The following is a 13706-nucleotide window of genomic DNA, read 5'->3' on the forward strand; positions in this document are numbered from 1 at the left end:
TTACGCACCGGAACCGGCCGGGATAGCACTCGCTGCCTGTAACAGAAGGTCCAGCGTTTCTTCCGCCTGTTCAATAAAGAGTACCTGAATTTGGAATATCCGCTCCAGCTCAAGCTTGCGGGCAGTCCGCTGTTCGTGGGGATAGGTCTCATAGTGCCCATAAGAGGTCTCCAGCTTGTCCGGCAGCAGGAGGGCAAGCGGCCGCCTGGAGTAGATTCTTAGCATTTCAATCGCATCATGAACCTGCTCGTCGTCGTCATAACCGGCAATCAGCAGTATAAAATCCGGGTCAAATGTCCGCAGCATCGCGTATCTCAGCGAGTTGAAGGCAATATTCATCGTCGGAAGGATGGAGCTTTGCCCTGCCATGATGATCCACTCGCTGCCGCTGCGCTGGGCCTGATGAATCACAGTGTCTATATAATACGGATACTGCTGAAGCGGACGGTGCCCCAGAAATTTGAAAATATCCCCTTCGGGCTGCCGGAACAGAAAGCCGGTTGGTTCCGTGATGAAGGCTGTCGCCGGAATGCCCCGCATTCCAAATTGCCGGTAGAGATTCATTTGCACGGTAAACTTGCCGATGCATCCCCGGGTGGCAAAAATACCGACTCTCTTAATCGTTCTGGGGCGGGAGAACATCAGCGCCTCCTTCTGGAATTGTCCCAGATAGCTCTCGATTTCCGTTTCGCCCGTACCGTAGCGCTCGTCCATCTCTTGAATAAGCTGCTCCCGTGGGCTATGAACCACATCAATCTTGATGTGCTGCTCCGTCATCCAGTTCAGCGTATCCCGGTCATAAATTTCATGTACACTGACCACCCTCAAGCCCCGGTCAGAAGCGTACATAACCAATTGCCGCCATAATTCGGCCAGATCATGCTCGGCGAATACCCCCTTATTCCCGCCAAAGGTAGTGCCCGGATCATTCAAGATCAGGGTGTCCGCACCCTTCAGCCCGGCTTCCATTGACCTATGCATAAGGATTCCTGAGCGCTTCCCGTCCACCTGCTCGCCGGCATCTTGTCCGTCTTTCTGCACAAAGTCGATCACCGACACTATCTCCACATCCAGCAGGTCACGAAAGCGAAGCAGACCCTGCGTTATTTTATTGAATGGATACAGCACGACTCTCTCCATATTTGCCGCCTCCGTCCGGTTCATAATTTGACAGATTTCTTGTACTGGGACAGCTTGGCAACCAGCCTGCCAATGTCCAGCACAGATTCGACATGCTCAGCTTCAAAGCGGCTGCGGATCTCTTCCTTGCGGCGTTCTATTTCTTCAGGGCTCTTCAAGACATATTCTCCAAAATCAACTTCGTATTTATCTGGAATCAGTATGGCGAACGGCCGGCTGGCATTGCCGTATATGCGAAGAATATCGAGGCTGTCTCTGATCTGCTCGTCATCATCATAACCTGCAATCAGGATCGCCAGATCCGGCTGGAAAGCGCGCAGATAAGAGACTTTGGTTGCTGCAATCACGAAGTTCTCATTGGGCAGCAGGGAGCCTTGGCCTGACAGCAGCACATAATCGCAGCCTTCGCTCTCCGCCTCACGGACGGCTGCATGAATGTAGTACGCGTATTGATTCAGCGGCCTGCGGGCAATAAATTTCATAATATCTCCGCCCGGCTGGTTGAACAGCGGAGCTGTAGGCTCGGTTATAATGGCCCGGACCTTCTCGCCAGCCTGCTTAAGTTCTCTGAATAATGACATTTGGGCGGTGAATTTGCCCAGGCAGCCTCTTGTTGCGAATATCCCTATCTTGCAAATATTGCGGTTGTATGCGGCTATCTGTGCGTCTACATCAAAATACGATAGATAAGTGGCTACTTCGTCTCCAGGGGAAGGAAATGCATATTCTGCTTGGAGCCGGTGCTCCAGACTTGCGGGGATTTGCGGCTGAACCTCAATAATAATTCCATTCGCGAACAGCCATTCCAGGGTAGAGCTGTCAATAATCTCGTGCACACTGATGATCCGCAGCTTCCGCTCATGGGCCGCAGCAACCAGCATTCTCCACAACTGAGTGAGATTATGCTCGCCGTATACGCCTTCGTTATTGCCAAATGAAGTTCCCGGATCATTCAGGATCAAGGTATCGGCAGCCTCAAGCGCTTCTTCAAAATTGTCCGTGACCGGAATACCCGCGGCCCTGCCTTCAACCAGCTCTGCCGCATCTGTACCCTTATGCAGGACAAAATCGACAACCGCCCTGATCCTGAAATCCGTCAAATCCCTGAACCTGACCATCCCTTGCGTGATCTTATTGAAGGGATACAACACCACATTGTCCATGCATAACCGCCTCCCATGATAGAGTATCGACAGACAACAACCGGCACACTTAACCGATTAAGCTGATACTACAATATTTTACCTTTTAGATCAATACAAAGTAATAAAAGTATTTTTATTCCACATCATATCTATGATTGACTCCTGCCCCGCCCAAATGTTAATCTTTAGAAAATTGAGGGATAGGAGACTGGATTGTTGAAAAAGACGACTATGAAGGACATTGCCATGCGGGCCAACGTATCCGTTGCGACGGTGAGCTATGTGCTGAACCGTGTGGATAATCAGACCATCCCTGAGAAAACGCGGCGCCAGATCATCGAGCTGGCCGAGGAGCTCCGCTATATTCCGAACCTGGCAGCCCGCTCGCTCGCGAACCAGAAAACCGGCCTGGTAGGCGTATTGGTCCACAAATCCGGGCATATGCCCTACTGGAAGCTTCATGCCCAGCTCGCCTTCATACATGCCCTGGAGCAACGGCTTACCGCAGCCGGCTATCATACACTGCTCTACTCTCTGGATACCGATAATCCTACGCTGGACATTATTGTCGAGCGCAAGCTGGAAGCCGTGTTTCTCATGGACGTGCGGGATGACTCCTTCTACTCAATTTCCAGACACTTTGTCGAGGGAGTTCCCCTGATTCTGATCGACAGCATGATTGAGGATAAGCTGTTCAAGCAGGTGGTATTCAATTACCGCTCAGCGCTTGAGAAGGCCCTGCCGGACGATTTGTCGCAGGTCTGTTTGATTATGGAGAGCTTCAACAATTCATTGCTGACGCGTTATATCCGCAGCAGTGTTCCTCTGGCTGATGATGCGGTCTTCGAGATCCGCGGACTTCAGGATTTGATTCCGGCAACGGATCACCGCCGCTTCAAGCGGGCGATTGTGATCAATGAATTCATTGGCAGCCACCTTGAGAAGACAGCCCGCTTCGAGCACCTGACGGTAATCTGTACCTGTAATTCTCCGGAAATGCTGGGTGAGGGCGTGGAGAAGGTTCTTTTTCATGGGGATAAAGCGGAGGTGGCGTTTGATCTCATGCAGAAGCTATTGCATCATCCTGACTACTCCGGGCAAGACAATAACTGCTATTATGTTGACTAATTTTTTTTTACAGATTCACTTAAACGCTTAAGTTGAAAGGGGAATCGTTATGTCCGATCCGGTTTTGGCCAGACAGGCGGCTTCTGCCGCCCCCTCCTACCCGGGGCTTTGGGCCAACAAAAAATTTCTGCTGCTGCTCTGTTCCTTCTCCATTTCTCTGTTCGGCAATACCTTTCACAGCATCGCCCTGAGCCTTTGGGTGCTCCAGACTACCGGCAGCGCCAAATTGATGGCTGTGCTGACAATCATTAACCTGTTGCTTAGCTCGCTTATCGGGTCAATTGGAGGCACGTTCGCGGACCGGATCAACCGGAGAACGATCATGCTGGTTACAGACCTGATTAGCTCCGCGCTGGTTGTGACGCTTGCCCTGGTTATCTCCGTCCCTTCCTCTTCCTTCATTATCGTAGCCGTACTTACAGCGATGACTACCGTGTCGGCCCTCTTCCAGTCTCCTGCCTACCAGTCCTCCATTGTCACCGTTGTCGGCAAAGAGCATGTCCAGCAGGCTGTTGGAATGCTTAACCTGTCGGAAAATATTTGCCGTACAGTCGGCTTTTCGGCGGGAGGGATTTTTGTAGCGACCTTCGGTGCGGCCGACGCTATTCTATTCGACGCCTTCACGTTTGTCGTCTCCTTCCTGCTGGTTCTCGCCGTCCGTTCCCTGCCGATGCCGGCCCGCGTCAATCAAACACCCCAAGAGAAGAAGAAATTCATTCAGGATCTTGGAGAAGGCATGCGGTATATCTGGAGATTCCCTTTTGCCAAGGCAGTGATCATCATGCTTCCGACGCTTACGCTATTCTTCATGCCCTCACTGATGCTGACCCAGGTCATGGCCGTCAAGACATGGAAATCCAGCCCGTTCCAGTTCGGACTCATGGAAGCTTGCATTCCGCTCGGCTATATGATTGGCTCTGGCCTGATCCTGCTGCTCGGGGCCAGAATCAGACGGCGGGGCATATTGATAATGAGCAGTCTGCTCTGTCTGGGCCCGATGTACATCCTGTTATCCTTCATCCCTTCTGCAGCCGCAGCCATTCCCGTCATTCTGCTGATCGGATTCATCTTCTCGTTCTGCACACTGCTGATCAACACCGTTCTCAGGCTGGAGGTTTCGCAAGAGCTCCAGGGCAGAGTCTTCGGCGTGCTGGGTTCGATTATGAGCGTAGCTCCTTCGGTTGGCCTGACCGTTGTCTCCTACCTCTCGGATCATTTCAGTCCCGGACCGGTTATGGGCTCCACCGGATTGCTGCTGCTCCTGTTCGCCTTGTATGCCTCCGCCAAGCTCAAGGTCATCCGAAGCTATAGATAACTCTTATGTGGGCGCACCTGCACAAGAGATCAACGATAGCGGCATCATTGATCTCTTGTGTTCACCTTATATTGGTGCAAGCACCGGCATCTATTATTTCACCAGGGTAAGAAGCTCAGACACTCCGATTTCGTAAGAAGGCTGGAATTCGGCGGACTTCACATAGCTCAGCAGGCTGAACAGGAACTGTCTGCCTTCCGGTGTGTCCGCTGCCTGCACGGTATCCAGCGGACACACCAGCAGATTTCCCGGGCCTACCTTACATTCGAACAGGAGTCCTAGCTTATGGTTACGTTCGAAATTATCAATGGTCTGGACAATCGGATTCCATTCGCTGCCGGTTCCGTCCATAATGAGCGAACGTGAATGGGACACAATGCTCCACCAGGGATAGGTAGAATATTCGTTGCACGGGAAATGCCTGAATACGGGATGCTCATTACGGATTAGAAGTCCCATAGTGCCAACCGGTACCGGCCGGTTCATGCTCTCAGAGATCGAACGAAACATGGGATAACACCAGAAATCCGTACTGTAGAATCCTTCTATGGCATTGCTCAGGCTTTCCGGCTTAGGCATTAGTACAACATTCTCTCCTTGCTCCAATAGAGAAAGGGCTTCGCCGGACAGCTCCTCGAACCAATGTACACCAGTGGTATCGACAGGTACATGCTTAGGATAAATCCAGAGATCATAACTTTTGCGGATATCCGTATTTCCAATTCTCAGGGACAAGACAACCTGCGTCATATTGTCCACGGCAGGCATATTTACCGCCAGATCACAGATATCAATGTAATTCTCCCCTTCAGGAACAGACACACCCGCCGTCCCGTCCGCCAGCGTCTTCTGTCCATCACTGAGCTCCCAATACAGATCCACGCGCCCCAGCGGCTTACTCTGGTAGCAGATCAGCTCGATATGCGCATTGAAAAGCTCCTCTGACACATAGTTAAACTTCCCGAATCTGGCCATGAGCACAGCATTGCTGCAGAAGGTGCGCCATTCTTCCGGTGTAATGAGTCCCTTGGAATCCATAAAAGCGTCAAGAATACCCACCAGTGCGGTTCCCTGGCCGCTAAAGTCCTGAAGATCAAGCAATTGGAACCCTGCAAGCTTCCTGGAACGGAAAGCGGCCTCCAGTTCTTCCTTATAGCAGGCCACCGCAAGCTGCCCCGAGCACTCGAAATACTTGGCGGCGAGGTGGCCCAGACCTTTTTGCTCCAGCCGCTCGCGGAATATTTTAAAGTTTTCGGCTTTCAGCGGCCCACGATACTTTTCAATTTCATCAAAATTAGGATAGGTCGCATACTGCCCGATCTCATGGGAGATAACCGGAATATGGGGAATCCATTCGGTTGCCGCATCACTTACCTTAACCGTCTTGGCCTCGGTCCCGAACTGGATTTGCACACTTCCATCGCTCTCTTCAGCCGCTTCTTCCCCACTATGAAAATCCGCAGGGATGATCTGCGCATCATAATCAGTCATGGTGCCCGGTACATCAGTCTGAACGTGTCCCAGCGGTGCATCACACATCGCATAAGAACCTCTGAAGAGCCGGTCTCCCGAAAAACGCACACCGCAGAAGAAGTCATCATGCGCTTGAATAGAAGGCACCCATTGATGATTATTAGAGCCCTGGGTATATAAATGGCGATTATCAAATGCCTTATAGTCTTTCAAAAAACCATCAATTCTGGACTTGCTGCCCCAAAGCTCGTTCCCCATCGACATCATCACAAACGAGGGATGGTTGCCAAAAGCCTGAAGAATGGCATACCCTTCGCTGATCAGGTAATCCTGTTCCTCCTGATTATGCTGCTCGTCGCTCTCCTCGGTAATCGTTCCCCAGAACGGCAGCTCCGGCTCCATGTAGATGCCCAGCCTGTCTGCGGCGGTAAAAGCGGCCTCCGGCGGACAGCAGGTATGGAATCTGTAATGATTGATGCCGTAGGACTTGGAGATGCCCAGGACTCTGAGCCACTCCTCCACCGTGGTAGGCGCATAACCGGTCAGCGGAAAGATCAAGCCGTCGTGCTTGCCGCGGAGAAAGGTTTTGGCTCCGTTGATGGTGAACTTGTCCCCATCCGCACGGAAATCCCGCAAGCCCGTCAGGATCTCATGACGGTCCAGAACTTCACCATTCCCATTCTTCAGATTAACGGTAAGCATATACAAGTTAGGACTCTCATCACTCCACAGCAATGCATCCTTCCCCATGACATAGTCAATGGAGATATCCTTCCCGGAGAGCCTGAATACCTGTTCCATCACCGTATGCTCCGGCTGAGTGTTGCAGCTTCTCGCAGAGACGGTCACGACTCCCTCCATCTCACCCTCCAGTCTGGAAGTAATCCTAACTGACCGGTTCCTGATGTCCGTGTACACTTGTATATCCTTTAGATAGGATTCCTTGAAGAACTGAAGCTCCATGCGGCCTGTGATTCCGTTCCAGTTGGTCTGTGTATCAGGCGAGGTCAGATGCCCCCCTTTGGTCGGATAATCGGTATTGTCTACCCGAATGGTTAAGGTATGTGTACCGCGGGCCAGTTCTTTCAGCTCATACAGATGCGGTGTATTAAGACTGTTCTGCGTACCGGCCTCCCGGCCATCCAGCCAGATTGTCGTCACACGGGTTCTCTCCAGATACAGATAACAGGTAGAGCCGGCGAGATGCTCGGGAATCTCTACTTCTCTTGAAAACCAGGCATAGCCTTCAAAAGGATATTCATCCGTTAACGCGCCCACCAGAGCAGACTTATTCTTCGTCCCCTTACGGGCATATGAGGTCGTGCCTGGCAGTGTAATGGAATCTTGGAACGGCAAGGATAAACCCTGTTTCAGAGTATCCAGTTGCAGCTTCCAGACCCCTTCCAGATTGATTTTCGAGTACATGTTCACTATCACTCCTAACAGTAAGTAGACGATTCCATAGACATCTCCATAATCATTCAATATTTTGTAGAAAATGACAAGCACATTTTTGACGTCCAGCAGACACAAAGAACCGGCCACCAATGTTCAGCGGCCGGTTCTGATTGCATATTCATATTCGCTTCTTCTTAAGCCAGACTCCGCTTCCTATTGCGGTCCTACAACCGGATGCGGGACATACGGCTCTTCCAGGAACGTGATTTCTTCAGGCGTTAGTTTAACCGACAGGGCGGCGAGGCCATCTTCGAGATGGGACATTTTCGTAGTCCCGATAATCGGGGAAGTCACCGGCTCCTTCTGCAGCAGCCAGGCAAGCGCGATTTGGGCGCGGGGAACGCCGCGCTGCTCTGCGATTGAAGCCACTCTCTCCACAATCAGCCGATCCGCCTCTGCCATCGCATCATATTTGCTTTTCTGCACCTGATCCGTTTCCGAACGGCGGGTCGTTTCCTTCCAGTCCCTCGTCAATCTTCCGGATGCAAGCGGGCTGTAAGGAATGACGCCGATTTTCTCTTCCTTGCACAGCGGCAGCATTTCCCGCTCCTCCTCGCGGTAGATGAGGTTGTAGTGGTTCTGCATTGTTTTGAACCGGGTCCAGCCATGCTTCTCAGCTACGTGATTGGCCTTGAGGAACTGCCAGGCATACATCGCCGAAGCTCCGATATATCTTACTTTTCCCGCCTTCACCACATCGTGCAGGGCTTCCATCGTTTCTTCAATCGGCGTATTATAGTCCCAGCGGTGAATCTGGTAAAGGTCCACATAGTCCGTTCCCAGCCGCTTGAGGCTTTTATCGACCTCGCTTATGATTGCCTTGCGGGACAGTCCCGCCCCGTTCGGACCCTCGTGCATGCGGAAATACACCTTTGTGGCGATGACCACCTCATCCCGGTTAGCATAATCCTTAAGCGCTCTTCCGACGATTTCCTCGCTTGTCCCGTCCGAATACACATTTGCCGTATCGAAAAAGTTGATGCCTGAGTCAAGAGCCCTTTTGATGATAGAACGGCTCTGCTCCTCGTCCAGCACCCAAGGATGAACCCAGCGCTCCGCAATGCCGAAGCTCATACAACCGATGCACAGCCGCGACACATCCATGCCGGTATTTCCGAGTTTCACATATTCCATTCTCCTAAACACACTCCTCTTCAAGGGATAAGCTCAGACTACTCCCTGGAGTTCACTCCAAGTCAAGGACAAGCGGGCGATATAAATTAAATATCAAATTTAACGGAGCCGATTGATCTTGCGATTTCAGGATCATTGTGTGAGAAGAACACGCTCTTTTGGGTATCCAGTGCGGCAATCTTCTCCATATCCCCACTGCTCAATTCGAAGTCAAAGACCTCAAAATTTTCGATGATTCTTGCTTTATGGACAGACTTTGGAATGACAACGACGTCTCTTTGGACCATCCAGCGCAAAATCACCTGAGCAACGGATTTCTTATGCTTCTCAGCCAGCGACACCAGAACCTCATTCTGGAACATGTTGTTTCTCCCTTCAGCAAAAGGCCCCCAGGACTCAATCTGAACATGGTTTTCTTTCATATAACTGCCACTTTCAACCTGCTGGCAAAAAGGATGTGTCTCCACCTGGTTAACGGCTGGAACGACTTCATTATGAACTATCAAATCTGCCAGACGATCCATCTGGAAGTTGCTGACTCCGATTGCCCGGATTTTTCCTGCACGATACAGCTCCTCCATAGCACGCCAAGAGCCGTACACATCGCCGAAAGGCTGATGAATTAAATACAAATCTATATAATCGAGCTGTAATCTAGCGAGCGATTTGGCAAAAGCTTTCTGGGTGCTCTCATAACCGGCATCCTGTACCCAGAGCTTTGTGGTAATAAACAGCTCTTCTCTTGGCACGCCGCTGCGCTCTATTGCTCTGCCAACGGCTTCTTCATTCCGATAGGCCGCGGCCGTATCAATTAGACGGTAGCCTGCCATAATTGCGTCATAGACACATTGTTCACATTCATTGGCATCCGCAATCTGATACACCCCATATCCCAGGATCGGCATCTCCAAGCCATTGTTCAAAATTACGTTCTTCATATGAAACCCTCCTGTTACTAATATGATGACTCAAGCCACTGGCATTTATCCCTTGCATGCAACTGTAAGTCTATCACCCTGGAGTAACACGAAGTCAAGAGGCAGGTTTCATAGTCCCCACATATCATCATCCCTTAATCCGGTACAGGATTACTCTTTTTTTGAGCCAGCCGATCACAATCGCATCCATGAATCCTGCATATGCCCGGTTCCACACCCCATATTTGGATACCCCATGCTTCCTCTCCTGATGGGTTACCGAAACCTCGACAACAGAAAATCCGTTCATCTTGGCCATTGTCGGCAAGAAGCGGTGCATTCCGTTATACAAATAAAAGCTGTCAGCCACCTCCCGTGTGAAAAGCTTCATGGGACAGCCTGTATCGTAAATCGAATCTCTTGTGATCCAATTGCGAATTCCATTCCCAGTGCGAGAAAATATTTTCTTAAGCATGTTCTCTTGGCGGTTTGTCCGTTTCCCGTTTACGAAATCTATCCGCTCAATGAACGGCAGGAGTCTAAAAATATCCTTGGGATCTGTCTGCAGGCCTGCATCCATGAGGGCAATTAATTCGCCTGTAGAGTTCTTTATTCCGGCCCAAATCGCAGCCGTTTGCCCGTAATTTTTCTCAAAATGGATGACCTTCACCGCTTGATCTATCTGGGCAATTTCATTCAGCAGCACAGCACTCCGATCTCTGCTGCCATCATTGACCAGCACAATTTCATAGCTCTCCATTTTCCCCTTCAATGCGTCAGTGATGCTTAAGTACAGCTCGTATATATTTCCCTCTTCGTTATAGACAGGTGCAACTACTGAAAGACGGGTCATGGAGCAACACCTCTTTGCCACAGAATTTGATTGCTTATTCCTTCAGAGAAACTACATGAGCGGCAGTCATTGAAAATCAATTCATTCATGACTGCCGCTCCTTATAAGCAAGTTATTTTACAGGTTTAGCCAAGAAATCTGATTTGGGTTTCATCCGTTGTGCCCGTCCCTTTCCGCCCCACTTCCTTCATGACTTCCTCACCCTCTACATCCAGGTTAGGGAGTAAGCGGTCAAGCCACTTCGGAAAATACCAGGCCGATTTCCCAAGCAATGTCATAACACCGGGAACAATGAGCATCCGTACTATAAATGCGTCAAAGAGAACACCGAATGCGAGCGCCAGCCCCATGACCTTAACCATAGGCTCCTCTGCCAGAATGAAGCCTGTAAAGACGGCAACCATGATGAGTCCGGCTGCGGTTACAACTCCGCCGCTGTGGCGGATACCGGCAAGAACGGATTTTTTGGCATCTCCGCTTGTTTTGAATTCCTCACGCATGCGGCTGACCAGAAATACTTCATAGTCCATGGCCAGGCCGAACAGAACGCCGACTACAATGATCGGCAGGAAATTAAATACCGGCGCCTTTGCATAGAAGTGGAACAAATTCTGGAAATGGCCGTCCTGAACGACATAGGTGACAAATCCCAACGTCGCGCCGAGCGACAGGATAAACCCGAGCACTGCCTTGACCGGGACCAGAATCGAACGGAAGACCAGCATAAGCAGTACAAAGGCCAGGCCAACAATAATCAGGCAAAATTTAGGCAAAGCCTGGTTTAATTTCTGGGTGATATCAATATTGACCGCAGTGCTGCCGGTTACACCAATCTTGACGTGATCCTGCTGCGCTATTTCGGGTGCCTTCTCACGAATCAGGTGGACAAGGTCTACTGTTGCAGAATCATTAGGTCCCGTTGCCGGCATGACGGTAATGAGCGAGACTTTCCCGGAAGGCGCTGTAACCGCCGGGTTCACCATAACGACATTGGGATAGGTCTTCACTTCTTCAATTACTTTATTGAGATTAGCGGCAGACTCCTTCCCGCCATCCGTTTCGGCCAGAATGACTAACGGTCCGTGATATCCCTCCCCGTAGGCTTCGGACAGGAGATCGTAGGCCCGGCGTTCTGTTTTATCCGGTGATTTATGCCCGTCAGATCCAAGCCCCGTCTCCATGTGAAAGAACGGCAGTGCAATGGTTGCCAGCAGCGCTACACCCAGCACTACAGCCACTAAAGGTTGTCCTGTCACAAATCTCCCCCACAAATTGCTGCGGCTCGCCGGCTTCTGATTGCCGCCTGTGTTCTTGGCACGTTTGCGCGGCGCTTTAATTGTGCCCCCCAGCAGTTCCAGAATTGCCGGTACGACGAATATCGTCATTAATATAGCGGTGAGAACACAAAGCGCACCCGCCAGCCCCATAGCGGTAAGGAACGGAACTCCGACGAAAGAAAACCCGACAAGCGCAATAATGACGGTTACTCCCGCGAACACAACTGCACTCCCGGCGGTTCCGTTTGCTATAGCAATGGCTTCCCGTCGATCATAGCCGTCCGCAAGCTGCTGGCGGTATCTGGCGATAATGAATAGCGCATAGTCGATGCCTACAGCCAGCCCAAGCATACCGGCTAACGATAAGGCAAACGATGGAATATCAAGCAGATTCGTTCCGATAATAATCAGCATTATGCCAAAGCCAAGACCTAAAGCCGCCGTTAAGATCGGCAGGACACCGGTAATAATAGAACCCAGCGCTATAGCAAGAATCACCAGGGCCAGCAATACCCCAAGCGCTTCAGTCGGGCTGCTGGTTGCCATAGTCACGTAGCCGTCTCCAATCAATTCGGCCTGCCAGCCGGCATCCCGCAGGCTTTCCGCGATCCGGGTCACCGAATCTTTCGATTCGTCGGTGACTTCGTCCCCAGGCACTTTATAAGTAATCGTCGCATAACCAATGGTCTTGTCTGCATTCAAGGTATGGTTGTCATAGGGACCTACAACCGAAGCTACCTCCGGGTCTGCTGCCAATTCTGTGAGCTTCGCAGCGATTAGCTGCTGTGCAGCTTCAGAAGATAACTTTTCATTCTCCGGAGCCTTCAGCACCAGTTGGGTTTTACCGAGGTCTCCCTGCGGGTTTGGAAATTCCTTGTTCATGACCTCCAATGTTTGTTGCGAGGCAAGCCCCGGAATGGTAGTTTCCTCTTTAAAATTGATTCCCATCGACAGCGCCACAATCGCTGCTACCACGAGCAGAGTTATGCTTCCTAGAAGGACTTTAATCCGGTTCTTCGCCGACCAATACCCCAGCCGGTACAATAATTTTGCCATATCAGTATCGTCTCCTCTGTGCTAGTTGTTTATCTCTATGGCTTAATCTTATAGAACGGGAAGCATCCTGCCATCGTCCCAACGGGCAGACCATCTTTGCCCTTTCGGGCAGCCCTTTGGGCAAAAAGAAAAGCCCCACAATGTGGGGCCCTGACTACATATGAAGAATTCCCCGTTCCAAGGCGGTAACCACTGCCTGCGACCGCGAATCCACTCCAAGCTTGTTGTAAATAGCCGTTAAGTGGGCTTTTACCGTTCGTTCTGCGATTCCCATGTCAGAGGCGATTTCTTTGCTTTTAAATCCCCGGGCAACACTCTGCAGAATTTGAATCTCTTTATCGGTCAGCAGGGATTCTTCCTCTCTAGGCGATTTATGAACCTTCTGGCTCTCACGGGCGGATATGACCTTTTCCATAATCTCCGCCGTAAGCAAGGTCTCCCCTCTCACCGCCGATTCGATATTACGGAACAAATTCTCCCGGCTTGTATCCTTGAGCAGATAACCTCTTGCCCCCAAGGCAAGACCATTAATCATCAATTCGTCCTCGTTGTAGGTAGTCAGAATAATAACCGGAACAGAACAGTTCTTGTCCCTGAGCAACGTCATCGCTTCCAGGCCGCTCATTACCGGCATATTCAGATCCATCAGAATAACATCCGGCTGAAGCTCATCAATGAGGCTTACCGCTTGCTGCCCGTTCTCTGCTTCTCCCACAATTTGAAACTGCTCGCTTGTCTCCAGGATCAGCCTTAAGCCTTGCCGGACAACGAAATGATCGTCCACGATCAGGATTTTATATTGAGTCATGT

At 50.8% G+C, this 13706-nt stretch carries 10 protein-coding genes; 2 read left to right on the top strand and 8 right to left on the bottom strand.

Going from position 1 to position 13706, the window contains the following annotated elements:
- Together B212_RS31895 and B212_RS0119175 are read right to left on the bottom strand one after the other, a co-directional pair.
- Entirely contained in the window at positions 1–1140 is a 1140-nt protein-coding gene (locus tag B212_RS31895) for a DUF1611 domain-containing protein (protein ID WP_019912619.1), read from the bottom strand.
- A 20-nt stretch (positions 1141–1160) separates the two neighbouring features.
- On the bottom strand, positions 1161–2303 hold the full coding sequence (locus B212_RS0119175; protein ID WP_019912620.1) for a DUF1611 domain-containing protein: 1143 nt from the start codon (positions 2301–2303) through the stop codon (positions 1161–1163).
- Between the two features lie 198 nt (positions 2304–2501).
- Here B212_RS0119175 and B212_RS0119180 point away from each other — a divergent pair, with 198 nt between their 5' ends.
- A complete protein-coding gene (locus tag B212_RS0119180; protein WP_019912622.1) occupies positions 2502–3413 on the top strand; it encodes a LacI family DNA-binding transcriptional regulator in 912 nt (303 codons plus the stop codon).
- A gap of 49 nt (positions 3414–3462) precedes the next feature.
- On the top strand, positions 3463–4728 hold the full coding sequence (locus B212_RS0119185) for an MFS transporter (protein WP_019912623.1): 1266 nt from the start codon (positions 3463–3465) through the stop codon (positions 4726–4728).
- Between the two features lie 93 nt (positions 4729–4821).
- Here the strand turns inward: B212_RS0119185 and B212_RS0119190 are convergent, their stop codons facing one another.
- From B212_RS0119190 to B212_RS0119215, 6 genes are all read right to left on the bottom strand, one after another.
- A complete protein-coding gene (locus tag B212_RS0119190) occupies positions 4822–7734 on the bottom strand; it encodes a glycoside hydrolase family 2 TIM barrel-domain containing protein (protein WP_019912624.1) in 2913 nt (970 codons plus the stop codon).
- Between the two features lie 78 nt (positions 7735–7812).
- Positions 7813–8793, bottom strand: coding sequence for an aldo/keto reductase (locus B212_RS0119195; RefSeq protein ID WP_019912625.1), 981 nt, complete (start codon positions 8791–8793; stop codon positions 7813–7815).
- Between the two features lie 86 nt (positions 8794–8879).
- Positions 8880–9731 carry an aldo/keto reductase gene (locus B212_RS0119200; RefSeq protein ID WP_019912626.1) on the bottom strand — a complete coding sequence of 284 codons (852 nt, stop codon included), beginning with the start codon at positions 9729–9731 and terminating at the stop codon, positions 8880–8882.
- A gap of 127 nt (positions 9732–9858) precedes the next feature.
- Entirely contained in the window at positions 9859–10563 is a 705-nt protein-coding gene (locus B212_RS0119205) for a glycosyltransferase family 2 protein (RefSeq protein WP_019912627.1), read from the bottom strand.
- A gap of 125 nt (positions 10564–10688) precedes the next feature.
- Complete coding sequence (locus tag B212_RS0119210; protein ID WP_019912628.1) at positions 10689–12896, bottom strand: MMPL family transporter; 2208 nt, start codon at positions 12894–12896, stop codon at positions 10689–10691.
- A 154-nt stretch (positions 12897–13050) separates the two neighbouring features.
- Positions 13051–13704 (bottom strand): response regulator, encoded by a 654-nt coding sequence (locus tag B212_RS0119215; RefSeq protein ID WP_019912629.1) that lies wholly within the window; start codon positions 13702–13704, stop codon positions 13051–13053.
- Positions 13705–13706 lie beyond the last annotated feature (2 nt).

The sequence above is a fragment of the Paenibacillus sp. HW567 genome, from assembly GCF_000374185.1.
In the GTDB taxonomy this organism is placed as follows: domain Bacteria; phylum Bacillota; class Bacilli; order Paenibacillales; family Paenibacillaceae; genus Paenibacillus_AQ.